Origin of the sequence: Streptomyces sichuanensis, assembly GCF_020328095.1 — a bacterium.
Lineage (GTDB): Bacteria > Actinomycetota > Actinomycetes > Streptomycetales > Streptomycetaceae > Streptomyces > Streptomyces cinnamoneus.
Genome location: NZ_JAIXMK010000015.1, coordinates 84,015 through 108,594, shown reverse-complemented (window position 1 = coordinate 108,594; position 24,580 = coordinate 84,015). Strand labels below are relative to the sequence as shown.

Genomic DNA, 24,580 nt, shown 5'->3' with positions numbered 1-24,580 from the left:
CCCGGAGATCATCGGCTGGCTCGCAGACGACCTGCTCAGCCACCGCACCATCGCCTTCGACCGCGCAGCCATGGACGTCTGGGCCGACCCGGTCTTTCCCAACCCCGACACCACCTGGTGGTTCCAGGGTCCCGGCCAAGCGGAAGGGCACTTCTCCCTCGACATCCGCGGCAGGTACTCCCAGCCCAGCAGCAACAGTGTCACTCTCCTCACCCACAGTGCCGGCTGGGGTGCCCCGACACTTCCGTGGCCTGGCTCCAAGACGCCCGATGCCCCCGCGCTGGCCATGCACAACGGCAACCTGTACTGCGCGGTCCGCGGTCTGGGCAACCAGGTCTACGTCAGCCGGCGAGAGACCGACGGACGGTGGACCGGCTTCGGCCAGGTTCCCGGCGTCAGCACCCTGTACCCCCCGGCTCTGGCCTCCTTCAACGGCCAGCTCTATCTGGCCGTCAGACGCTCCGCCAGCGACACGACGAACAACAGGGCATGGGTCATGTCCTCCGTCCGGGGCGACAGCTGGACCACCTCCTCCTCCGCCGGCTGGTGCGAGACCGGCCCCGCCCTGGCCGTCCACAACAACCGGCTGTGGCTCGCCACGTTCCATGGCAAGAACTACCGCAGCCTCATGGTCGGCAGTATGGACACCGGAGGCACCTGGCAGACGGCAGTGGAATGGCCGGCCCACGAGTCCTACAGCGCCCCGGCCCTGGCCGTCTTCAACGGCAAGCTCCACCTGGCCTACCGCAATCCCGGCGACAAGATCTGCGTTACGGTACGCGACGACCGGTTCAACTCCGACAACCGCTGGCCCGCCCCCATCCTGCTGCCGGGATCGACACCCAACGCTCCCACCCTCGCCGTGCGCGGTACCGCCCTGCACTGCGCGGTGCGCGGCGGAGACGACCGCATCCATCTCTGCTACACCACCGCCACCGGCTGGACCACCTTCGCTCCGGTCACTACGGCCGGGAAAAGCCTCTCCAGCCCCGCCATGGCCGCCTCCGGCAACGACCTGAACATCGTCTACCGAGCCCTGCACTAGCCATCACCGTGCCCGCCGATCCCTCACCGCCGCAGACCAGGACCCCTCCAAGGACGCCGTGGTGACAGACAGCGGTGGATGGCAGGGCCGTGATCCTCTGGCGAAGGCCAGGCCACCAGTGGCCTGGCCCTTCGCTCGAACCATCGGTCAGAAGAACAAGGGTGTCCCCGCCCCGGAGAACGCGAAGAAGCCGGGCATCAAGACGGGGAAGAACGCGGGCAAGAACCCCTTCGGTCGCCTCGCTGTACCGCTCGCTCGCCGAGGCCGAAGACTCTGCGACGGGCTCCAGGCGCACGTCACCCGCTACCCGCCCGCCCTGCCCGAGCCCGAGGGCCTGTCCACACATGTACGGGCCACCTGCAGCAACGTCCTGCCGATGCGGTGAGACGCCCGGCTTTCCCCGCTGCATGACCGCGGCCATGCACGCGCCCTGGACCCCAGCAGGCGGCTCGCCGAGCGCGGATCGCCCGACCTCCGCCCCATCACCGACCCATCGGACACGCCCTAGAAGCCCGGACGGCATCTCGGGATTGTCCGGCAGGTCACCCCCGCAGCCACGACCGGATCTCGGCAAGAGTGACCATACCGTGAAATACGTACGCTCTCTTGTCATATCGGGTCGCCACGGCGCGGAAGCCCTTGAGCCCGTCCACGGTGCGCTCGACTTCATTCCTGCGGGCGTACCGTGCCTGGTCGAAGCCGGTAGGCCGGCCGCCGCGGCTTCCACTGCGTTGGCGGTCGGCCCGCTGGTCCCGGCGTTCGGGGATCATGTGCCGCATCTGCCGTCGCCGCAGGTAACGGCGGTTGCGGCGGGAACTGTGCGCCGGCAGGTCCCGCCACGGGACACCGGTCCGCAGCCGGAACGAGATCCCGTTGATCACCTTGCGGTGACACGCCCACCGCCCGCCCCGTCCCGTGTTCTTCGGCAAGTGCGGCTCAGGCCGGGCCCACTCCCGATCCGATAGATCGCCTCGCCCCACGCCGGCCGGAGCTACCACGGCACGGCTCGGTCACGCGACTCATCGGACACGCCTTACTGAGCGTTTGGTCTGGTGATTCGTGTTTGGTTCCTGACTCAGGTGTCGCGCCAGTTCGGAGTGGCTTCGCCGGTGAGGCGACGGCTCATCAGCGAATCCTCCCCGAACTGGCGCGACACCTGGACTCCGAACCAGACACGAATCCCAGGACAAAACGCTCAGTCAGCACGCAACGCCCCAACGTGTCGCCCCACGGTCTGCCGCGGGCAGTAACCCCAGGTAGGCGCGGCAAGTTGTTGGAGACGTGACCCAGGCGAATGATCACACTCATCCGATGTCCGACGCTTCTGCAGCAGCCTCCGTGCACCTGGCCGGCCCCACCCCGCCCGGGCGCGCGGAGGCTGACAGAGACGTCGCGGTGGTGGGTGTGGGGATCCGGCTGCCTGGGGCGATCCGGTCGCTGGACGGGTTGTGGGCGGCGCTGGCCGAGGGGCGGGACCTGGTCGGAGAGGTGCCGGGCGATCGGTTCGACGTGACGCGGTTCGTGTCGGCCGACGGACGTCCACGCTCCGGCCGCACGTACACGGCCGCGGGCGGATTTCTTGATGACGTAGCCGATTTCGACGCGGAGTTCTTCGGCATCTCGCCTAAAGAGGCATCCGTGATGGACCCGCAGCAGCGGCTGATTCTGGAGTGCGCCGTCGAGGCGTTCGGCGATGCGGGCATCGACCCGGTGGCGCTGGCCGGCAGCGACACAGCGGTGATCATGGGCGTGTCGTCGCACGGGTACGGCGATCTGCAGCAGCGGCGGCCGCGGACGACCAACGCCTACTCCATGATCGGTATGGCGTCCTGCAACACCGCGAACCGGGTGTCGTACTTCTTCGACCTGCGCGGCGCTTCGTTCGCGGTCGACACGGCGTGCTCGTCGACGCTGACCGCCGTGCATCAGGCATGCGAGGAGGTGCGGTCCAGGCGTAGTGCACTCGCGCTCACGGGCGGCGTCAACGTGCTGCTCAACCCGTGGGAGAGCGTCGGGTTCGCACAAGCGTCGATGCTCTCGCCCACCGGGCGGTGCCACGTGTTCTCCGAGCACGCGGACGGCTTTGTGCGCTCCGAGGGTGCCGGCGTGCTCGTGCTCAAGCTGCTGACGGCGGCGCTGGCGGACGGCGACCGGATCCACGGGGTGATCCGCGGCAGCGGTGTCAACGCGGACGGCCGTACAGTCGGGCTGGCGCTGCCGAGCGCGCGCAGCCAGGCCGCGCTGCTGGAGCGGGTGTACGCCGAGGCGGGCATCAGTGCAGCCGAGGTGGCGTACGTCGAGGCACACGGCACCGGTACCCAGGCAGGCGACCCGGTCGAATGCGCGGCACTGGGTGAGGTGCTCGGGCGGCGACGTGCCTCTGGTACGCCGCTGCCGATCGGATCGGTGAAATCGAACCTGGGACACCTGGAGGCGGCGGCCGGAGTACCCGGCCTGCTCAAGGCGCTGCTGGTGCTGAGGGAACAGCGGATTCCCGCGACACTGCACACGGCTCCTCTGAGTTCGCGGATCGACTTTGCGAGCCTGGGCCTGGATCCGGTGGCCGAACCCCGTGACCTGTCGGGAAAGCGGCTCGTGGTCGGAGTGAACTCTTTCGGCTTCGGCGGGGCCAACGCCCACGTGGTGCTGACCGCGGCGCCGCAGACGTGCGATCGGTCCGGCTCGGACAGCGTCGACGGCCTTCCGTACGACCGGTCACGTCCTGGTCGTGGAGGCCCGTTGCCGCTGGTGGTGTCAGCCCGTACACCGGAGGCGCTGGAGGCAGCCGCCGTCCAATGGGCCGAGCACCTGGAGGGAGTGGTACCGGATGCTTTCTACGACACGGCCTACACGGCGTGCCGTCGTCAGGCCCGGTACGAGCATCGCATCGCCTTGCTGGCCGACGATCCGTCAGCGGCGGCACGGTCGTTGCGGCGGGCGGCACAGGGTGAGCCCGCGCCGGCTGCAGCTCGCGGGATCGGTGTGGAGCGCGGTCGTATCGGGTTCGTCTTCAGTGGCAACGGCTCCCAGTGGGCTGGGATGGGAGCGGAACTCCTCGGTACCGACGCCTCCTTCGCAGCCGAGGTGAATGCGGTGGATGAGGTGTTGCGCCCTCTGCTCGGCTGGTCGGTCAGGGAAGAGATGGCCGCACCCCGCGGGCGGGAGGTGTGGCAGCGCACCGAGATCGCCCAGCCGATGTTGTTCGCCCTGCAGGCCGGGCTGGTCGCGGCTCTCGCGGCACGCGGCTTCGTTCCCGCCGCAGTGTGCGGGCACAGCGTGGGCGAGGTCGCGGCCGCCTACTGCGCGGGAGCCCTGGACCGTACGGCCGCCTGCCGGGTGATCGCCGCGCGCAGCCGGGCCCAGGGCACGACCGCCGGGTGCGGCAGGATGGCGGCCGTCGGGCTCAGCTCCTCGGACGCCGAGAAGCTGATCTTCGAGATCGGTCAGGCGAAGCGGCTGGTCGTCGCCGGGAGCAACAGCGTTCGTGACGCGACGGTCGCCGGGGATGCCGATGCGCTGGCCAAACTCGGAGAAGTGCTCGGCGAGCGCAATGTGTTCTTCCGCGACCTCGGGCTGGATTACGCCTTCCACAGCCCGGCCATGGACGAGTTGCGCGGGCCCCTCGCAGCCACACTGTCAAGGCTCCCGACCCGGCCCGCCCGCATCCCCCTGGCCTCCACGGTCAGCGGGCGGCTCACCGGTGACGAGGCACTCGACGCCGTCTACTGGTGGCGCAATGTCCGTGAACCCGTCCGGTTCGCGGAAGCGGTGGACGCACTCGTCAGCGAGGCCGGCTGCGATGTGATGGTGGAGATCGGCCCGCACCCCGTGCTCGGCACCTATCTGCGGCGTGCCACGACGGATGCCGGTCGTCCCATCGCCGTGATCCCCACGCTCACACGCACTGCCTCAAGCCCTGGCGGACTCGACTCCACCGTGGCCCAACTACTGGCGTGCGGAGCCGAGACCGACTGGAGCATCCCGTTCCCGCGTCTCGGACAGGTGGTCGACCTGCCCGCCTACCCATGGCGGCGCGAACGCCACTGGAACGGCGCTCCCGGATGGTGGCTGGAGACCCCGACCGAGGAGGACGGCGAGCCGACGCAGCCATCCCACGCACTGCTCGGCGCACGGCTGCCCGGGGCTCGACCCGCTTGGCAACAGGAGCTCTCTTCCGGAGCCCTGGGCTGGATGGCCGACCACCTGGTCGGCGAGACCGTGGTCGTACCGGCGGCAGGCTACGTGGACATGGCGCTGGCCCTTGGGCAGGCCGTACACGACGCACCTGTCGAGGTACACGACATCTCGATCAGCCGTGCGCTGAGCCTGCCGGGAGACGACGAGGACCGAACCGTGTCCGTCCACACCGCGCTGGAGCGAGACGGCGCCTTCACCGTCTCCAGCCGTGACGGACATGGCGGTACGTGGATCGAGCACGCCCGCGGCAGAGTGCGTGAGCTGCTGCGAGCGTGCCCGTCCGGCACCGACCCGCATGCGCTGCGCGCCCGTCTGCCCCACGAGATGAGCGCAGCCGAGCACTACGCGCTCTGCGTGCACGCCGGACTGCCCTACGGCCCCGCGTTCCGTACGCTGACCGTCCTGCGCACCGACGCCGGTGACGGCCGCGAGGTGCTCGCCTCCTACGCGGCCGCCGTCGACCTCGCCGACGCGCCCATCGCGCACCCGACCCTCCTCGACGGCGCACTCCAGGCGGGCCTGCCGCTGCTCGCAGCGGCCACCGACCGACCGACCGACCCCGGCAACGCACCGGCCGCCTTCCTGCCCGTCGGGATCGACACCGTGCGCTGCTGGCAGCCGCTGCCCCGGACCGGCCTGATCCATGTGCGCCTGCGTGCCCGCACCACTCGCGAGGCCGTCTGGGACATGACCGTCATGGCTGACGACGGCACCGTAGCCCTGGAAGCGCTCGGCTGCCGACTGCGCCGCTTCGATGCGGCGCGCGCCCAAGCGGCCCAGCAACTCACAGAGGTTCTGCGCGCCGCCCCGCTGCCCACTCCCTCCGCCACGTCGCCGTGGCCCATGCCCGCAGTGACCCTCGCCGCCTGCGCGGGAGGGCTGTCGCGGGCCGTCCAAAAGTGGCGGGCACACCCGTACGCCCGCGCCCGCGTCCTGCACCTGACCGCGCACCTGACCGCAACAGCCGTACGCGAACTTCTGCCAGAAGCAGCGGAGTTCAGCATTGACGACCTGCTCGCGGCCGGCGTGCAGGCCCGGCATCGCAGGCTGCTGACCTCCCTGTTCCAGAACGCCGTGGAACAGGGCGTCCTCACTGCCCACGAGAACGGCCGGTGGCACGTGGCCGAGAAGACGCAGCTGCACCGGCTCTTCAGGGAAGCGCTCCTGGCCTTTCCGGCCGAGGCCACTTCCGCGCAGATCTACGGCGTCTGCGGTCTGCACCTGGCGGAGGTGCTGCGCGGGCGCACCGATCCGCTCGCGCTGATGTTCGCCGAGCCGGACGCCCTCGCCGCGCGCTGCTACGACAGCACGCCCGTGATGCACTACCAGTACCGCACCGCCCGGCTCCTGCTTCAAGCAGCTGTCGCGGCCTGGCCCGAGAGCCGACCGCTGCGCGTGCTGGAGGTCGGCGCCGGCACCGGCGGCCTGACAGCTGCGCTCCTGCCTCATCTGCCGCCAGAGCGCACGCACTACACCTACACGGATGTGTCCTCGGCGTTCTTCCCCGCAGCCCAGGAGCGTTTCGTCGACCACGACTTCGTCCACTACCGCTGCCTCGACCTCGACGCCGACCCTGCCGACCAAGGCTTCACCCTTGCTGCGTACGACCTCGTCATCGCCGCGAACGTGCTGCACGCCACCCGGGATCTGCGGCGCACCCTTCACCGGATCGGCGACCTGCTGGCCGACGGCGGACAGCTGCTCGCTCTGGAGAGCCACGATCTGGCCACGCTCACACCGGTGTTCGGGCTTCTGGACTCCTTCTGGAACGTCGAGGACACCGATCTGCGGCCGAACGGACCGCTGCTGGCACGGGAGCAATGGCCCGGGCTGTTGGAAGAGTGCGGATACACCGGCACCGTCCAACCCGGCGATGCCGCACAGCCCGCGTATCACGACCACTCCGTCATCCTCACCGCCCGGGCCCCGCGTCCCCCAGCGGTGACCGCAGCGCCGGAACCGCGCTTCGCACGCCCTCCCGTGGTGGCCGACCTGACTGGCGGGCCGCTCGCCCTGGCAGCCGCCGCAGCCCTGAGTGTCGATGCGCAGCCTGCGAGTGAGACCCCGCAGCGATGGTCCGAGCTCCTCAGGGACACCGACGACGTGGTCCTGCTGGCCGAGCCGGGTGGAGTCGGCGCGGCATCCGCGACAGAGACTGCCGTCCGTCACTTGGCCGTGCTGCGAGCCCTGGCCACCGCCACCCGGCAGTTGCCCGAGGACCGTGAGGTCACTGTGTGGCTCGTGGTCTGCGGAGCCCGGGACATCCCACCGACCGCCGCCGCGGCCGTCTGGGGAGCGGCCCGCAGCCTGGCCAACGAGCAACCGCGGCTGATCGTGCGGCGCATCGCCCTGGCAGCCGGCGCCGAGGACAGGCTCGCCGAGGAGCTGACGGCCCGCCCGGCCGACGACGAGGTGCTGCTGACCCGCCATGGACGATTCGTGACGCGGCTGCGTCCCTACGCGTCGCATGGGGTGCCGGCTCCGGCGACAGGGATGGCAGGAAGTGCCGCCTCATACACGCTGACGCTGAACGATGCCGGTCTGCGCTACCGGCTGGGCTGGCGTCAGGTCCACATGCCTCGTCCAGCAGCGGGCGAGATCGTGGTCGAGGTCGCGGCCGCAGCGCTCAACTACCGCGACATCATGACCGCGACCGGCCTCGTACCGCCGCCTGAGGCGCCGCACGGACTCGACGCGGAACCGATCGGCCTGGAGTGTGCCGGCACGGTCGTCGCCGTCGGCGCCGGTGTCGAACACATCAGCGTCGGCGACAGGGTCGCTTGCCTGGCCATCGGCTGCTACGGCTCACACGCGCGGACTCGCGCGGACCGGGCGATTCCGCTCCCGGACGGGATGGACTTCACCGAGGCCGCAACACTCCCGACGGTCTTCTTGACGGTCCAGCACACCCTGGGCCACCTGGCCCGCCTACGTCCAGGCGAATCAGTGCTCGTGCACGGCGCGGCTGGAGGCGTGGGCCTCGCCGCCCTGCAGTACGCCCAGCACATCGGCGCCCAGGTCATCGCCACCGCCGGGACCGCCGGCAAGCGTGACCTGCTGCGGCTGCTCGGCATCGATCACGTTCTCGACTCGCGCACCCTGCGCTTCGCCGATGAGATCGACACGATCACCAACGGCCGGGGCGTGGATGTCGTCCTCAACTCCCTGGCGGGCGACGCCATGGCGCGCGGTCTGCGCGCCCTCGCACCGCACGGCCGGTTCGTGGAGCTCGGCAAACGCGACTTCCTCGCCGACAACTCCCTTGCCCTGGCGCCCTTCCGCGACAACCTCTCCTTCTACGGCGTGGACGTAGCCGCCCTGCTCACCGACGCCTCCCCACTGGCCGACGCTCACCTGGCGGCGATCACCCGGGCCGTCCACGCGGGTACCTACCGCCCGCTGCCCTATCGCGTCTACCCGGCCACCAGGATCCGCGAGGCGTTCGCGGTCATGCAGCACTCCCGGCACATCGGGAAGGTCGTTGTCACCTTCGACCCCGAGGACCCCGTGCCCGTCTGTCCCCCTGTCGCTCCCCTCGTCCTTGATCCGGAGGCGAGCTATCTGGTCACCGGCGGACTGGGCGGCTTCGGCGCAGCCACCGCCCGCCACCTGGCCGCCCGCGGGGCCCGCCATCTGACTCTGATCGGCCGGCGCGGTGCGCACACGCCCGGCGTCGCCGAACTGACCGCAGATCTCACCGCGCTCGGCGTGCGGGTCAATGCCTGTGCCGCCGACGCGGCCGACCTGGACGCCATGCACCGCATCCTCGACGACCTCGACGCCGAAGGGCGGCGTCTGGCCGGAGTCGTCCATGCCGCCATGGTGCTCGACGACGCTCCACTGCAAGAACTGGACGACGAGCGGGTACGGGCCGTTCTGGCTCCCAAGATGGCTGCCGGGCTTGTGCTGGACGAGCTGACCCGCGACCGCCCGCTCGACTTCTTCGTCGTCTACAGCTCAGTTGCCGCCGTCGTCGGCAATCTTGGACAGTCCTCGTACGCGGCCGCCAACCTCGCCCTCGAAGCCCTCGTACGCGACCGGTGCGCATCCGGGCTCCCCGCCCTTGCCGTTCAATGGGGAGCGATCGCCGGTGTCGGGTATGTGCATCGCACCGAACGCGACGGCGAAATGACGGCGCTGGGCCTCGGAGGACTCTCCACCGCGGACGCGTTCGCCGCCCTCGAGCGGCTGCTCGCAGACCCCAACGCCACGGCGATCACCGTGGGGCACCTCAGCTGGGGAAGGATGCACCGCTTCCTGCACAGCCTCGCCGCACCGCGTACGGCCGCATTGCTGCCCCCGGCCGAGCACACCGACGGGGCGGAGCAGCTGCGCCAAGTGCTGGAGCAGGCCGTACCCGACGATGCCGCCGCACTCGTCGAGGACGTCCTGGCCGACCTGCTCGCCCACGTCCTGCAGACCACACCCGACCGCATCGACCGGACCCGGCGCCTGGACCAGCTGGGCATGGACTCCCTGCTGGCCGCCGAACTCGCGACCCTGCTGCAGCAGCGGCTCGGCTGCGAGCTGCCCACCATGGAAATCGCCGGACTGCCGAACCTCGCCGCGCTCGCCCAGCGCGTACTCGGCCTCCTCAACGCCACCCGCTGACAAGCCCGATGAGGACCGATTCCGTGCCCACACTTGTCCGTCTCACCCACCGTCCGGCGGCAGCCGTACGCCTGTACTGCCTGCCGCCTGGTGGTTCCGGCCCGGAGTTCTACCAGCCCTGGGCTGACCTGCTACCGGCCACCGTCGAGCTGTACACCTTTGTCCTGCCCGGCCGAGGCAGCCGCCGCGACGAGCCATCGCTGACCGACCCGAGTGCACTCGCCGCCGCACTCACCTCCCTCACCGACGACGCCTCCGACGCACGGCCCTCAGCCCTGTTCGGACACAGCTTCGGCGCGCTGCTCGCCTACGAGACCGCGCGACGCCTGCGCCGCACCGCTCGGCACGAGCCCGCACTCGTCGCCCTCTCCGCCTTTCCCGCACCCCACCAGCGGGACTTCGACCGACTCCTGGCCACCCTGCTGACGTCGGGCCTCGACGCGTTTACCGACTTGGTAGGGCCGCTGCCCGCCGAACTCCTCGAAGACCCGGTGACCGTGGCCCGCCTGTGCACGCCGCACCTCGCCGATCTGGTTCTCGCCCTGCACCACCGCCACCACGACGAACCACCCCTGCAGGCATCCCTGGCCCTGTACGGAGGCGACGCGGACCCCTTGGTTCCGCCGGAATGTCTGGAGAGTTGGAACGACCTGTTCACCACCCCCACGACGCCCCACCTCTTCGCCGGGCGCCATACCTACCCGCTGTGCCAGGCCACCGTCCTGGTACAGCAGCTCACCAAGGACCTGCACAAGGCAATCCGTTGATCCGTGACCGTGAGGGCTGGGTAGCCTCAGTTGTCATCTGCCTCGGCGTGTTCCTGCTCGGCATGGACCTGACCGTCCTCAACGTCGCTGTACCCGACCTGGACCGCGACCTGAAACCGTCCATGGCCCAGGTCCAGTGGATCGTCGACGGCTACGCCTTGGTCCTTGGCGGCATCGTCCTGACCGCCGGAGCCCTCACCGACCGGATCGGCCGGCGCCGCGCCTTCATGATCGGCCTGACCATCTGCGGCACCACATCCGCGCTCGGAGCCCTGGCCGGGAATCCGGACTGGCTCATCGCCGCGCGCTGCGGCATGGGTGCCGGGGCTGCCCTGCTCATGCCGGCCACCCTGTCGATCATCACCAACCTCTTCACCGACCCCGCCCCACGCCGCCGGGCGATCGCCCTGTGGGCCGCCACCCTCGGCTTGGGCGGTATGACAGGACCCGTCCTCGGTGGCGCCCTCGTCGAGGGCTTCTCCTGGCGTGCCGGATTCTGGGTGAATGTCCCGATCGTGGCGGTGGCCCTGCTCCTCACCATGCTCGTCGTACCTAACAGCGGATCCCACCGTCCCGCAAGCCGCAGCGGTGAGCGGGCCGACCTCCCGGTGGCGATGATGTCGGCGTGCGGACTGCTCACACTCGTCTGGGCAGTGATCGAAAGCCCCGTGCGGGGGTGGACAAGCACACCCGTGCTGACCGGATTCGCCCTGGCCACCGCCATGCTGTCCGCGTTCATCGCGCATCAGAAGCGCCGCGCCGACCACGCGATGCTGCCCCTCCCCCTGCTGCGTCTGCCCGGCGTGGCGCGCGGCGCCACATCTCTGACGCTGCTGTCCTTCGCGATGTACGGAGCACTTTTCGTCATCACTCTCTACCTCCAAGGAGTCCTGGGCTTCACCCCCTGGCAGGCCGGCGTGCGCACGCTGCCATTGGCGGCGGCCCTCGCCACGGGCTCACTCGCAGCGCCAAGACTGCTGGCCCGTCACGGTGAACGAATGCCGATCGCGGCCGGACTCCTCCTCGTCACCGTCGCGTTCGCCGTCCTGACCGGCACCCGGGCCGACTCCGGCTACGGACACCTACTGCTCTTCGAAGTCATCGCCGGCCTGGGCGCCGGCCTGGTCGCGGCCGCCGGCACGGAATCCGTCATGGGGGCGATCCCGCCGTCCCACGCCGGACTGGGATCTGCAGTGAACGACGCCACCCGCCAGGTCGGAGCCTCCCTCGGCGTCGCCGTCCAGGGCTCCGTGCTCAGCACCGTCGTCACCGACCGCCTGGGCCCCATGGTCTCGGCGGCCACGCCGACCGCCGTACTTCCACCACTCCCTGCCGCACGACAGGCGTTCGTCGACGGCCTCACAGCGACCGCCCTGACCGCAGGGACCGTCACCCTGACGGCCGCCCTCGCGGTCATTCCATGGCGCAGCGTGATCCCGGACGCCACGACGTCGCATGAGGGACTCTGAGTCGACTCAAGCGGGGAGAGGGGACTCAATGTCGTGACGGATTGACCCCGCAGCAGGCTCCGGGAGCCCGTCGTAGGGCCGACGGCCACCTGCAGGGCGGATCGGTCGCCAGAACGGATCTAGGCACAATGCCGTTGCAGACCCAGGCGATGCGCACTGAATGCCCTAGTTCAACGCTCCGTAGTCAGCACCAAGTCAGCACGGGAGAGGTGACCAGGGGTGCTGACGTGGGATTTTAGTCAGCACCAAGTCAGCACGGGAGTCAGCACCCGGGTGCCAGATCATCCCAATCGCGACATTACTTCGCACCGAATTCCTAAATTGAGTTGAGCGACACGCCGGGCCCTCAGCACCCCCTCATGGGTGCTGCCCTCACACTCCACCCCCGAAGTGTGGCATCCCGCCACATAGGCCCCTGACCTGCCACTTCCTACCGTGTGGCGACGCACTGACACGCCCCTAGCCCACCCGGAAGTGATGACCATGGCCACCCCTCCCCCACCCACCCCAACTCCCAACTCGCTCCCCAGAATCGTCGTCGCGAGCCTCATCGGGACCACTATCGAGTGGTACGACTTCTTCCTCTACGGATCCGCCGCCGCTCTGGTCTTCAACAGGTTGTTCTTCCCCGAATCCGACCCGCTCGTCGGCACCCTGCTGTCCTTCCTCACCTACGCCGTCGGGTTCGCCGCACGGCCGGTCGGTGCTTTGGTGTTCGGGCATTACGGTGACCGGCTGGGGCGTAAGAAGCTGCTGGTGGTGAGCCTGTTGATGATGGGTGGGGCCACCTGTGCCATTGGGGTGTTGCCCACTCATGCCGTCGTCGGGTCGCTCGCGGCCGTGTTGCTCACCGTGCTGCGGCTCGTGCAGGGGTTCGCGCTCGGGGGTGAGTGGGGTGGTGCGGTGTTGCTCGTGTCGGAGCACGGTGATGCCCGGCGGCGGGGGTTCTGGGCGGCGTGGCCGCAGACGGGGGCGCCGGCCGGGCAGTTGCTGGCGACGGGGGTGCTGTCCGTCCTGACGGCTTCGCTGTCGGACGAGGCGTTCGTCTCGTGGGGCTGGCGGGTGCCGTTCCTGCTGTCGGGCCTGCTGGTGATGGTGGGGCTGTGGATTCGGCTCTCGGTCGACGAGTCGCCCGTGTTCAAGGCCGCGCTGGCCCGGGCGGAGTCGCACGCCCGGGAGGGCGGGGCCGCCGAGCGGATGCCGCTCGTGGCGGTCATGCGCGATCAGTGGCGTGACGTCCTCGTGGCCATGGGCGCACGCATGGCGGAGAACATCAGCTACTACGTCATCACCGCCTTCGTCCTCGTCTACGCCACCGAACAGACGCAGTTGTCCAAGCAGACGGCGCTCAACGCCGTGCTGATCGGCTCGGCCGTGCACTTCGCGGTCATCCCCGCCTGGGGCGCCCTGTCGGACCGGATCGGGCGACGGCCCGTCTATCTGCTGGGGGCGGCGGGCGTCGGGGCGTGGGCGTTTCCTTTCTTCGCGCTCGTCGACAGGGGGACGCCCGGGGCCCTGGTCCTCGCCGTGACGGTGGGGCTGGTCTGTCACGGCGCGATGTATGCGCCCCAGGCCGCCTTCTTCTCCGAGATGTTCGCGACCCGGGTGCGGTATTCGGGCGCGTCGATCGGGGCCCAGTTCTCGTCCGTGGCCGCCGGCGCGCCCGCCCCGCTCATCGCCACGGCGCTCCTCGCCGAGCACGACAGCGGCACGCCCGTCGCCCTGTACGTGAGCGCCGCCGCGGCGCTCACGCTCGTCGCGGTCGGTTGTGCCCGGGAGACCCGGCACCGTGACCTGGCGGATGACGAGCGAGCGGAGTGCCCTGGGCCTGGGGCACGGTCCGAGCGGTCAGTGGCGGCCGAGAGCCGGTGAGAGTCCGTGCAGGCGCAGGGCGAGCTGGATCTCCAGGGTGCGGGCCGGAGACTGCCAGTCGGCGCCGAGGAGGTGCCCGACCCGGTCCAGCCGCTGCGCGACGGTGTTGACGTGCACGTGCAGCGCGTCCTTGGTGCGCACCGGGCTCATGCCGCAGGTGAAGTAGGCGTCGAGGGTGTTCACGAGCGCGGTGCCGCGCCGGGTGTCGTAGTCGACGACCGGCCCTATCGTCCGGGTGATGAACTCCCGGACGTGGGCGCCGCCGTCCGTTCCGGTCAGCAGCAGGCCCAGGAAGCCGAAGTCCTCCGCTGCCGCGCCCTCGCCGCCCCGGCCGAGCGCGTGCAGGACGTCCAGGCAGCGCCGGGCTTCCGCGTAGGCGGTGGCCACGTCGCCGGGGTGGGCGGCCGGTGCGGCCACGGGCGCCGAGGCGCCGACGGTGACGCGCGCGTGGACCGCCTCCCCCAGGCGGCGTGCGGTGTTCCTCGCCGTCGCCGTGGCGCTGTCGTACGGGCCGTGGGGCACGAGCAGCACCGCGCCCCCGTCGCGGGCGGCGGCCAGGCCGTGACCGGTGGCGGCCAGGTGCGCGGCGGCGGACCACAGGCGCTGCCGGTCGGACGGGGCGTCGGTCGCCTCGTCCGCGATGCGGGCGGCGAGCACGAGGTGGGGCGTGTCCAGATCCGCGCGCAGGCGGGCGGCGCGTGTGCGCAGCAGGCGGGGGGCGCGGTCGGGGGCGTCGAGCAGGTCGTCCAGGAGCTCGCCGCGTACGCGCTGTTCGGCCTCGCCCGCCGAGCGGCGCGCCAGTTGCAGCAGTGACGTGACCATCGCGGCGCGCTCCAGGGCACGCCGGTCGACGGGGCCGAGGTCGCAACGGTCGTGCAGGCGCAGGGCGCCCAGGAGCTCGTCCCCCGCGGAGACGGCGGCGATCCAGCCGTCGCGGTGACGTACGGCGCGGCCTTCGGCGCGGGAACGCTCGACGGCGGACGCGGGGTCGTGGCCGGGGTCCAGAGACTCGGCCGGGTCCGCAGACTCGGTCGAGTCCACGTCCGCAGACTCGGTGGGGTCCACGTCCGCAGACTCGGCCGGGTCCACGTCCGTGTACGCGCCGGCGTCCAGGAACTCGACGTGCCCGCCGAGCACTTCGGCGACCGCCGCGGCGACGTCATGGACGCCGCCGCCGCGCAGGACGAGTTCGGTGAGCCGGTCGTGGATGTCGGCGGCGCGTTCGACGGCGGCGCTGTGGTCGCGCACGATCGCATTGGCGGCTTCGAGCTCGGCCACCGCGGAACGGGTCTCCGCGAGGAGGTTGGCCGTCTCGATGGCCACCGCGGCATGGGCGGCGAAGGAGGCGAGCAGGGCGATCTGCTGCCGGTCGAAGACGCGCGAACGCCGGTCGGCGGCGAAGAGCACCCCGATCACGGCGCTGCCCAGCCGGAGCGGCACGCCGAGGATGGCGACGAGCCCCTCGTCGCGCACCCCTGAATCGATGTGCGGGGTGTGCTGGAAGCGCGGGTCTTCCATGTAGTGGTCGGTGACGTACGGACGAGCCGTCTGGGCCACGAGCCCGCCGAGCCCCTCCCCCATGCCCAGCCGCAGTTCCTGGAAACGGGCCGACACCGAACCGTCGGTGACCCGCATGTACGTGTCCCCGGCCGCCTCGTCGTTGAGGGTGAGGTACGCGGCATCGGTGCCCAGCAGGGAACGGGCGCGCCGCACGATGGCCTGCAGCACCGCGTCGATGTCCCGCAGACCCGCGAGGTCCTGTGCCGTGGCGAAGAGGGCCGACAGCTCGGCCTCGCGTCTCTTCCGGTCCTCCAGTTCCGCACGGACGCGCAGCGCGAGGAGCCTGGCGCGTTCGACGGCGGCGACCCGGTCCGGCGGTGCCCCGTCGGCGCGTACCTGCAGGAGGGGCCGCTCGTACGCGTCCGCCGGTGCGCCGGTCGCGAGCAGTTCGAGGTAGGCGGACAGGGCGCTGTCGGACGCAGGGCTGCCGGGCCGAGCGTTCTCTCTGTGGTCGTCGGGCATGGGGACAGGCTGACAGGCGTGGTTCCTCAACGGGCGGTCCATCCACCGTCCAGGGTGAGGGTGGTGCCGGTGATGGCGGAAGCGTAGGGCCCGCAGAGGTAGGCGACGGCCTCGGCGACCTCCTCCGGTTCGACGAGCCGCTTGAGCGCCTGACCGGCGAGCATGACCTCCGTCAGGACGCGCTCGGCGGGCAGGGAGTGGGCGGCCGCCTGGTCGGCGAGCTGCTGTTCGACCAAGGGGGTGCGGACGTAGCCGGGGCTCACGCAGTTGGAGGTCACCCCGTGGGGCGCTCCCTCCAGGGCTGCCGTTTTGGACAGTCCTTCGAGTCCGTGCTTGGCGGCGACGTAGGCGGACTTGTAGGGGGAGGCGCGGAGGCCGTGAACCGAGGAGACGTTGACGATCCGGCCCCAGCCCTGCCGGTACATGTGCGGCAGCGCGCCCCGCAGCAGCCGGAAGGGGGCCTCCAGCATGACGGTGACGATCCGGTGGAAGGCGTCGGGCGGAAAGTCCTCGATGGGGCGCACGAGCTGGACACCGGCATTGTTGACGAGGATGTCGGTGTCGGCGGCGGCGCGTTCGGCCGCGTCGAGGTTGCCGAGGTCGAGCACCGTGGTCTCGACGCTGCCGCTCAGCCCCTCCGCCGTGCGGCCGAGCTCCGCGAGCCCGGCGGCGTCCCTGTCCAGGGCGCGGACCCGCGCCCCGGCCGCGGCGAGCCGCACGACGCAGGCGGCACCGATGCCGCCGGCCGCGCCGGTGACGAGGGCGGTGCGCCCGGCGAGCTCGGAGGTACCGGGCGACGGACGAAGGGACGTACCGGGGAGCGGAGGACCAGGGGTGCCGGGGGACGGAAGGGGGGCGGTGGTCATGGCGGCACCCTAGGACGCCGCTACCGGTTGCTCGATGGGGTGCGGGCACGCATCCGTGATGCCGCGGGTGGGTGCGCGGCACATGCCGCCCGGGCTCCGGGCGGCGGCCGTCGGGCAGCGCGCTACCCTCCGGGGGACACGAGGAGGCCGGGTCGGTGGCGTTGGGGAAGAAGGGGGCCCGTCGCATCGTCGTGGACGGGGTGACGTACCGGTGGCGGCTGCGCCGCAGACCGACGTACAGCCAGGCGCTGTGCTGGTCCCCGTGCACCTACGCCGTCGAGTGCGCCGGTCGTCGCGGGGCGACGCTGGTGGTCACGACCGGTGCTCCGCACCCGGGCAACTGGTACGGGCGGCCGGCCACGCCGGTGTTGCCCGGCGACGTGGCGGGCCACATCCGCATGGCGCTGAGCCGGGGGTGGGCGCCGGATCGCCCGGGCCCGCCCTTCTCCCTGGACGTCTCGGAGGGCTTCGTCCCGTGCCCGTGACCTTGTTCCTTTAACGGGCCCTCCCACGGCGGTGGAATACCGCTGCTGCTTCCGGCGGGTCAGGGGGCCGGGTGGCGGCGGTCACCTGCCAGGGCCGCGCAGGCCACTGCCGCCACCACGCCGGCGGCCAGGAAGCCCCGGCTGGATCGCCAGGACAGCACCGACCACCGCGACTGGGCGGAAAGGACGGAACCGGTGCTCAGCCAAGAGCCGGCCGACACGGCGGAGAGAGCCGAACCGATCGAGCCGACCGACAGGGCACTGCCGACCGAACCGACGGACAGGACCGATCCGACCGAGCCGATCGAGAGCACCGAGCCCACGGATCCGATGGACAGTACGGAGTCCCGTGACCAGAGGGACAACGGTGAGTTCGCAGCATGCTTGGACATGCGCCGATCGTAGGGTCGACGCAGGTTCGCGCGCCGCCCGATCGGCCCGCCGCAGACGATGGGTGATCTTGCGGGCCGAGGACATCGGTGGCTGAACTACACTTTCCCGGTGAACGAGACCCTTCCCCCGTGCCCCGAGTGCTCCGGCACGTACACCTACGAGATGGGCGCGCTCCTGGTCTGCCCCGAATGCGGGCACGAGTGGTCGCCCGCCTCCCCCGAGCCCCAGGGCGATGCCGCCGGGAGCAGGGTCGTCAAGGATTCGGTCGGCAATGTGCTCGCCGACGGTGACACCGTGACGGTGATCAAGGGCCTGAAGGTCAAGGGCAGCGCGAGCGGCATCAAGGCCGGCACGAAGGTGCGGAACATCCGCCTCGTGGAGGGCGTGGACGGCCACGACATCGACTGCAAGATCGACGGTTTCGGTCCCATGCAGCTCAAGTCCAGCGTGGTCCGCAAGGCTTGACCACCCCCACTCCGGCCTACGGAGTCTCCCTTACCGACCGCCCAGGACGACGACGCCTCGGGCGGTCTCGGCATGTGTGACGACCGTCAGCCCTTCACGGCGTAGCCGGCTAGCGGGCCCGCCAGCAGTCCGAAGACGCGGTCTGCCGAGCCGGTCACCGTATCGGCGATCCGCTCGTTGCTGTGGCCCTCAAGGGTCAGCTCCAGGATCTGCTGGAACAGCACCCGGTGGGCGCCGCCCAGCTGGGCCGCGGCCGCCCTGGGCGTGATGTCGTCGGGGGCGGCGCCGGTCTCGGCGGCCAGGAGCCCGGCGAGCGCGTCCTCGCGCTGGTCCTGCATCTCGCGCAGGCGGGCCAGCAGCGTGGGGCTGTCCGCGATCATGCGGGCGAAGACCTCTCCGGAGAAGCCGATCACCGGATCGTGCCGTTCCACCCCGGCGAGGAACGCACGGCGCAGCGCTGCGAGCGCCGACTCCCCCTCGGCCCGGTCCCTGACGATGCGGGCGAGGCCCCCGACGAACTCCTCCTGGCGGTCGAAGGCCAGGTCCTCCTTGCGCGCGAAGTAGTTGGTGACCGTTTTCTTGGCCACCCGGGCGGCCACGGCGATGTCGGCGATCGTCGTCGCCTCGAAGCCGTTCTCGATGAACAGCCTGGTCGCGTGGTCGGAGATGAGCTGCCTGGTTTCCTGCTTCTTGGACTCTCGAAGCCCCAGCGGTTCGCTACCCATGAGGGAATCTTACATGCGACGTAACTTTACCCTTGACCCACAAGGCAGCCTCGGGTTAATTTTACGTCGGTGGCAAGATTTCTCTTGCTCGCCGCCCCTCCCAGGAAGGCTTCGCATGACTGATTCCGACGCCCGCACGGAGTTCGAGCGCCAGGTCCGGACGCTGGTCGACCTGGGATATCCGGCCCTCGCCGGCATGACGGAATCCGCGTTCCGCGCCCTCGTCGAGCCGCTGCGCGAGCCCGTGCTCGCTCGGGCGGCCACGCTGGAGCCGCCGACCGAGGGCCGGGTGCCGTTCCTGCTGGTCGTCACCCGGGCGCTCGTCCCCATCGAGGAATCGATCCCCCTCACCACACTCGCCGGAAAGAGCCGCCCCGGCGTCATCGAGCGTTTCTACGCCCCGGGCGAGCTGGAAAGGTTCGTCTCACTCAAGGAGCTGGCCCTCCCGGAGGGGGAGGTGTACGTCGCCTTCGACGTCGACCGGGGCGAGGAGTTCTGCAACGCCGTCCCCCTGGACGCGCTGGCGGCCATCGCGGAGCGGGACCGCACGCCGCTCACCATGGAGGAGGGCATAGCGCTCATCACGCAGCACCCCCGGACGCTGGCCAAGAACAAGTGCTTCTCCCTCGGCGGCACCCGCCTGGGCGACCGCCGGGTCCCCGCCCTGTGGATCAGCAAGGGTGCCCCCAAGCTGGGCTGGTGCTGGGAAGGCAACCCGCACACCTGGCTGGGCATGGCCTCCGCCGGGGGCCGCAGCCGCTGACCGGCGCCCACCCCGCCGGAGCGCGACGTCAGAACGACACGTCGAAGTAGTCGATGTCGCTGATCTCCACTTCGAGGTCGTCGGCGCGCCGTCCGTTGTCCTTGAAGTAGATCTCCTGGAGTCCTTCGGCGACGATCCCGCGCAGCTGACGGTCGTCGACGCCCTGCTGCTGTGCCCGGAAGAGCCGGTCGGCGTACTGCGGCGGCAGGTGCACGGTCAGCCGCCGCATCCGGGGGTCGTCGGTGGTGCCGATCGGCGCGGTGTAGCCGAACCGGGCCCGCGTCTCCACGGTGATGCCGGTGCTGGTGGCGGCCTGCCGGCGGCGGCGCTTGCGCACCTGCGGCTGCCAGCGGCTGCGGACTTCCGCGTCGATCCGGTCGGCGATGGGCTTCGGCGGGTGCTTCCGTTCGCCCTTGCGGTAGCGCTCCACCGAGCGTTGCGTCACCCCGAGCACCTCGGCGACGGCCTTGGTGGTCTTGAGCTTACTCATCAGGAAGTTCACGCGGGCCTGGACCGATTTGGGCGGCTCGCGGGTGAACGCCTCGCGGTCCGCGCGCTCCAGGGCGTCGTCGATGTCGCCCAACGGTTCACTCCCCTTCGTCCATGACGGCGTCGCCGCCCTTGATGTGGCGGGCGGGGTTGTGGCCCTGCTCCATCAGGTCCACGGCCCACGCCATGGTCTGGGTGCCCTCGTGCTTGGCCAGTCCCGGGCCCGGGCCGAGGCGGAACGTGCCGGGCACCGGCGTGCCGTCCTCGGTGCGGGGCAGGAAGTCCAGCGGGGAGGGGCCGGACGAGGCGTAGACGACGCAGTCGGAGAGGACGGCGAGCGGGTACCGGCCCGTCGCCTTCGCGGTGTTGAGCATCTTGCGGTGCATGTTGACCCGGGCCTTGGAGATGACCGCCGCCCGGATGTCCGGGCGCCACGTCGGGCGTTCCAGGGCCGGCCAGCGCTCGCCGTCGCGGTAGTGACGGCCCTGGGGGCGCTCGCGCAGTTTGCCGATGCCGCCCTTGACCGTGCTCTTGATCGCCGACAGCACGGCGGCCAGGCCCGGGTCGAGGCTCTTGTGCCGCTCCATCGCGGCGAGGAACGCGTGCTCGTCCAGGTCCTTGGTGACGCCCAGGTCCGCCATGGTCGCCACGTAGGCGTCCTTGAGCCGGTCGTGCCACGGGTCCAGGTACGCGCCGGTCTCCTCGCGCACATACGCCTCGACGGGGTGGACGTCGTAGCCGAGCTCCGCCGCGTAGGCCACGGTCGCCGTGGCGTACCAGGCCGGCCCGTTGGGGCGTTCGCCGGACGGTGTGAACGGCGACGGGAGCCGCGGGTCGAGTTCGACGTGGGACAGGTCCACGAACCAGGAGCCCGGGCGCTTCTTGTCGAACGCCGGGCGCTCGACGCGGACCGGCTCGCCCAGGCCGACGGTCAGCCGGGCCGCGGCCGCCAGGAACGCGGTGTTGATGTCGATGCCGACCGCCCACGGCAGCAGGCACTCGGCGTCGGAGAGCAGCTTCGGGTCGCGGACCCACTGGTATGCCTCTTCGTCCAGGAAGCCTCCGTTCCAGCCCTGGGCGACGGGGTGTTCGGCCGGCGCCTCCGGCGGGGCGGGGTCCACGGGCCGGGTGCCCAGGGAGCCGGGGTTGTGGCCCTGGACCCACTCGCCGGTGGCGTTGTCCCTGACGGCGCGCGTCGGCGGGCGCATGGCGGTCATCAGCTCCAGGCCGGAGACGGCCGTGGAGCCGCGCGGGGTGATGACGCGGGTGGCGTACAGGCCGAGGGTGCGGGCGAGTTCGGCGGGTGCGAGGCCGGCGGCGGCGCCCCAGGCGCGGGGGTCCAGGGCGTCCCAGGAGAGGACGGCCAGTTGCACGCACTGGCGTTGCCCGGCCTTGGCGGGGCGGTAGACGCGGGCCCAGGGGCCGAAGCCACGCTGGGTCAGCTTCCACCTCGCCCGGGTGATCTGTTTGACGACCGGATGGTCGTCCGGCAGGCGCAGCGAGCGGCGGGCCTCGAAGCCCTCCAGTCGTTCCGGCAGCCCGAACCGTACGGCCGCCGCTGCGGTCAGCGCGATCAGTGGATCGGAGTCCTTGCCGTTGCGGTGCAGGCGGGGTGCGCCGATCCCGGACTCCCCCAGCGTCCAGTCGACCAGCTGCGGGATGGTCGTCGCCGGGCAGTCGAGCACGATGCCGCCCACGCAGTAGGCGGTGCCGTCGCCGTCCAGCACGGCGAGCGGGCCGTTGGGAAACCGCGGGTCGACCGCGGCCGGCTTCGACGGCGCGGCCGTCCGGGCGGCCGGGCGCCGGGGGGTGGAGGGCGCGGCCGGAACAGGCGCCGGCGCAGAGAGTACGGGCGGTACGGGCGTCGTGGTCACCGGTGCCGCAGAACCTCCGGCAGGCACCGGCGGGACATGGGCGCCAGCGACCTGGCTCGGCACGGGCCCTGCGGTCGGTGCCGGCAGCGGGGGCAGTGCTTCCGCTGCGGGAGCGGGAGGTGTCGGGGCGGGGATCTCCGGCGCCTGGAGTGCGCCGGGGTGGCCCACGGCACGAGCGTCTGCGGCACGAGCGTCCGCGGCGCGGGCGGCCACTACCGGGACCGGCGCATGCGCCACCTCCGGCTCCCCTGCCCCTGACGTCGCCGGCTGCTCCGACTCCTCCGAGGCGGGGTACTTGGCGGCCCAGCCGTCCAGCAGCCGGATGTACGCCTGCAGACGCGGCGGCCGGGGGTGGCTGCGGCCGGCCTCCCAGTTCTTGACCGTCTTGAGCGTGGTCTGCAGGGCACGGGCCACGTCGGCCTGCGTGGCGCCGGCGGCCTCCCGCAGCCGGGCCCGCTCGGCGGGCGGCGGCAGGGTCGGCGCCCCCACGAGCAGCTCGTCGACCAGCGCGAACAGTTCTCCCTCGGTAGGCATGAGCCACCTCCTCGGGCCCCACCCTAGCGGAATCAACCCCTTTTGTTTTCACCCCGGATTACCCCTTGATTTTCCGTTCGGGGGGCGAAGCGCCGTTTCAGGGGCTGGCGATGAGCCGGCTCAGGCGTGGGGCGAGCCAGGGTTTGCGGCCGGTCGCTCGCATCTGGCCGCGCACGATCGTCTTCCAGAGGGGTGTGCGCCGGAAGGAGACGAGCAGGAACGCGGCCGGCGCCGCCGTGATCCGGCAGTCGTACGTGCGCGGCGGCGCGTCGCGGGTCACCGTTGCCGTCCCGGCGTCGATGACGACCGCCAGCCGGGGACCTCCCTCGACCACGAGGTCGAACGCGATGCCGACCCCTTGCGCCTTCGCCCTGTCCAGGGCGAGCGGCATCATCGTGGGCATCGACTGGCCGATCACCAGCCGGGCCTCGTCCGGTCCGATCGTCCACGGGAGCCGGGCACCGCGCGCGATGTCGAGGCCGTGCAGGAGGCTCTCGCTGAGCATGAGTCCGGTCGCGGTCGCCAGCGTCAGTACGGCCTGCTCCCCGTACCAGGGGGTGGGGACGGGAGTGTCCGGCGCCAGGCCCTCGGTGGCGCGCAGGAACGTCTCGCCGTGTTCGGCGAGGAACTCGCCGAGGTGCGGGCGTTCGTCCCCGCCGAAGAGGCCGATCGCCTTCGCGTTCACGGCCGTGATCCGCTCGTTGAGCGGGCCGTCGCCCGGCGGCAGGACGGTGTCCCAGTCCTCGAACTCCCCGGTGAACGCGGAGCAGTACGCCAGGTACGCCGCACAGAGGTGCGCGCCGACGTCGCCCACGGTCCAGACGGGGACACCGGAGCCCGCATCCATGTCGGGAACGCTGCGGAGCAGACGGACCAGACGCGGGACGACGGCACGGAACGCGGCGCGGGTCTTCTCGTGCTCGGCGACGGGGTCGTAGCTGCCGGCGACGCCCATGGGCCCACCCTTCCGACGGAAGACGGGCCCGCACACTACCCCCGGGCAGCCTGCGGAGGAAGAGTTCCTGGGAGAGACCGACGGCCGAAACTCCAGATGCCCTCTTCCCCCGGCGGTTCAGGCAGCCTCTTGGGTCAGCTGGTGGTCCAGGGCGGCGTGGAGCCAGTCGTGGGAAGCGCCGGGGGTGGGTTGCGACGGGTCGGTCAGCTCGGCGACGAGCTGCCAGTAGTGGTCGATGCGGGGCTCGCCGGCGAGGCGGCCGCTGAGCTGCCGGCGGAAGTCGGGGGTGTCGCGCATGCCGCAGGCGCGGGCATGGGCGTCGACGAAGCAGTCGAGTGCCTCGCCCTCGCCCGGCGGCCGCATCGCCAGCAGGTCCGGCGCCGCCGTCGCGAACGCCTCGACGAGGCCCTCGTAGAGCACGGCCGGGCGGTAGCCCGTGTCGGCCCGGTGCACCGCGGCCTGGCAGCGGTCGGTGCTGAAGCACGGGCCGGAGACGAAGGCGTGCAGCCGGGCGAACGCCAGCACCTGGGCCGGGGCCGGATCCGCGGGAGGCTGCGGAACCGCCCGTTCGAGGATCGCGGAGACCAGCCGGGCCGGGAGCCGCGGGGGCAGCCAGCAGCGCCAGAACCTCGCGAACACGGCCGTGCTGGGTGGGGCCGGCACCGCGCCGATCAGGCGCAGCCGCTCGGCCCGTTCGCCGGGGGTGCAGTCCTGGATGACGTGGAGGGCGGCCTCCCGCCAGCGCAGGGCGGCCAGTTGCGAGCCGACTTCCCGCAACTGCCCGGCGATGACGTCCTCCAGCGCGTCCTCCCGGTCGAGGACGCGGCCCACCTCGGGGACCGGCAGGTCGAGGGTGCGCAGCGAGCGGATGAGGCGGAGCCGGTCGAGTGCCTCGGGACCGTAGCGGCGGTGACCGCCGCCGCTGCGTCCGGCTTCGGGCAGCAGGCCGCGGTCCGAGTAGTAGCGCACGGTCTTGACCGTGGCGCCGGCGTGCTCGGCGAGTTCTCCGATGCTCCACGTGGTGTCGGGTGACACAGCTTGAACCTCC

18 protein-coding genes are annotated in these 24,580 nt (G+C 71.3%); 9 read left to right on the top strand and 9 right to left on the bottom strand.

What is annotated here, in order from left to right:
* The first annotated feature begins 70 nt into the window (after window positions 1–70).
* Both LE181_RS07740 and LE181_RS07735 read left to right on the top strand, forming a co-directional pair.
* On the top strand, window positions 71–1,045 hold the full coding sequence (locus tag LE181_RS07740) for a hypothetical protein (RefSeq protein WP_225660441.1): 975 nt from the start codon (window positions 71–73) through the stop codon (window positions 1,043–1,045).
* Between the two features lie 61 nt (window positions 1,046–1,106).
* On the top strand, window positions 1,107–1,430 hold the full coding sequence (locus LE181_RS07735) for a hypothetical protein (protein WP_225660440.1): 324 nt from the start codon (window positions 1,107–1,109) through the stop codon (window positions 1,428–1,430).
* Between the two features lie 157 nt (window positions 1,431–1,587).
* On the opposite strand, the gene LE181_RS07730 is transcribed toward LE181_RS07735, so the two are convergent.
* Complete coding sequence (locus tag LE181_RS07730) at window positions 1,588–2,025, bottom strand: transposase (protein WP_225660439.1); 438 nt, start codon at window positions 2,023–2,025, stop codon at window positions 1,588–1,590.
* Between the two features lie 331 nt (window positions 2,026–2,356).
* On the opposite strand from LE181_RS07730, the gene LE181_RS07725 reads away from it, so the two are divergent.
* From LE181_RS07725 to LE181_RS07710, 4 genes are all read left to right on the top strand, one after another.
* A complete protein-coding gene (locus LE181_RS07725) occupies window positions 2,357–9,853 on the top strand; it encodes a type I polyketide synthase (RefSeq protein ID WP_225660438.1) in 7,497 nt (2,498 codons plus the stop codon).
* Window positions 9,854–9,876: 23 nt separating this feature from the next.
* Window positions 9,877–10,620 (top strand): thioesterase II family protein, encoded by a 744-nt coding sequence (locus tag LE181_RS07720; protein WP_225660436.1) that lies wholly within the window; start codon window positions 9,877–9,879, stop codon window positions 10,618–10,620.
* Window positions 10,621–10,667: 47 nt separating this feature from the next.
* Window positions 10,668–12,089, top strand: coding sequence for an MFS transporter (locus tag LE181_RS07715; protein ID WP_225660434.1), 1,422 nt, complete (start codon window positions 10,668–10,670; stop codon window positions 12,087–12,089).
* Window positions 12,090–12,572: 483 nt separating this feature from the next.
* Window positions 12,573–13,961 (top strand): MFS transporter, encoded by a 1,389-nt coding sequence (locus tag LE181_RS07710; RefSeq protein ID WP_225660432.1) that lies wholly within the window; start codon window positions 12,573–12,575, stop codon window positions 13,959–13,961.
* Here LE181_RS07710 and LE181_RS07705 read toward each other — a convergent pair.
* Window positions 13,938–15,983 (bottom strand): helix-turn-helix domain-containing protein, encoded by a 2,046-nt coding sequence (locus tag LE181_RS07705; RefSeq protein ID WP_225660431.1) that lies wholly within the window; start codon window positions 15,981–15,983, stop codon window positions 13,938–13,940. The two genes, LE181_RS07710 and LE181_RS07705, sit on opposite strands and share 24 nt — an antisense overlap.
* A gap of 26 nt (window positions 15,984–16,009) precedes the next feature.
* Complete coding sequence (locus tag LE181_RS07700) at window positions 16,010–16,849, bottom strand: 3-hydroxybutyrate dehydrogenase (RefSeq protein ID WP_225660430.1); 840 nt, start codon at window positions 16,847–16,849, stop codon at window positions 16,010–16,012.
* 155 nt (window positions 16,850–17,004) lie between these two features.
* On the opposite strand from LE181_RS07700, the gene LE181_RS07695 reads away from it, so the two are divergent.
* Entirely contained in the window at window positions 17,005–17,334 is a 330-nt protein-coding gene (locus LE181_RS07695) for a hypothetical protein (RefSeq protein ID WP_225660429.1), read from the top strand.
* Between the two features lie 59 nt (window positions 17,335–17,393).
* Here the strand turns inward: LE181_RS07695 and LE181_RS07690 are convergent, their stop codons facing one another.
* The gene (locus LE181_RS07690; RefSeq protein ID WP_225660428.1) at window positions 17,394–17,726 is read right to left on the bottom strand and encodes a hypothetical protein; all 333 of its coding nucleotides are present in this window, start codon (window positions 17,724–17,726) and stop codon (window positions 17,394–17,396) included.
* Between the two features lie 109 nt (window positions 17,727–17,835).
* Between LE181_RS07690 and LE181_RS07685 the strand changes: the two genes are divergently transcribed.
* Window positions 17,836–18,192 carry a zinc ribbon domain-containing protein YjdM gene (locus LE181_RS07685; RefSeq protein WP_225660427.1) on the top strand — a complete coding sequence of 119 codons (357 nt, stop codon included), beginning with the start codon at window positions 17,836–17,838 and terminating at the stop codon, window positions 18,190–18,192.
* A gap of 86 nt (window positions 18,193–18,278) precedes the next feature.
* On the opposite strand, the gene LE181_RS07680 is transcribed toward LE181_RS07685, so the two are convergent.
* On the bottom strand, window positions 18,279–18,917 hold the full coding sequence (locus tag LE181_RS07680) for a TetR/AcrR family transcriptional regulator (protein ID WP_225660426.1): 639 nt from the start codon (window positions 18,915–18,917) through the stop codon (window positions 18,279–18,281).
* Window positions 18,918–19,032: 115 nt separating this feature from the next.
* Here LE181_RS07680 and LE181_RS07675 point away from each other — a divergent pair, with 115 nt between their 5' ends.
* A complete protein-coding gene (locus LE181_RS07675) occupies window positions 19,033–19,680 on the top strand; it encodes a DUF5701 family protein (protein WP_225660425.1) in 648 nt (215 codons plus the stop codon).
* A gap of 28 nt (window positions 19,681–19,708) precedes the next feature.
* Here LE181_RS07675 and tpg read toward each other — a convergent pair whose 3' ends face one another.
* The 4 genes from tpg to LE181_RS07655 all read right to left on the bottom strand — a co-directional run bounded on the left by tpg (window position 19,709) and on the right by LE181_RS07655 (window position 24,567).
* Window positions 19,709–20,263, bottom strand: coding sequence for a telomere-protecting terminal protein Tpg (gene tpg, locus LE181_RS07670; protein ID WP_225660423.1), 555 nt, complete (start codon window positions 20,261–20,263; stop codon window positions 19,709–19,711).
* 4 nt (window positions 20,264–20,267) lie between these two features.
* A complete protein-coding gene (tap, locus tag LE181_RS07665; protein ID WP_225660422.1) occupies window positions 20,268–22,577 on the bottom strand; it encodes a telomere-associated protein Tap in 2,310 nt (769 codons plus the stop codon).
* A 97-nt stretch (window positions 22,578–22,674) separates the two neighbouring features.
* Entirely contained in the window at window positions 22,675–23,532 is an 858-nt protein-coding gene (locus tag LE181_RS07660) for a maleylpyruvate isomerase N-terminal domain-containing protein (RefSeq protein ID WP_225660421.1), read from the bottom strand.
* 117 nt (window positions 23,533–23,649) lie between these two features.
* Entirely contained in the window at window positions 23,650–24,567 is a 918-nt protein-coding gene (locus tag LE181_RS07655) for a helix-turn-helix domain-containing protein (RefSeq protein ID WP_225660420.1), read from the bottom strand.
* Window positions 24,568–24,580 lie beyond the last annotated feature (13 nt).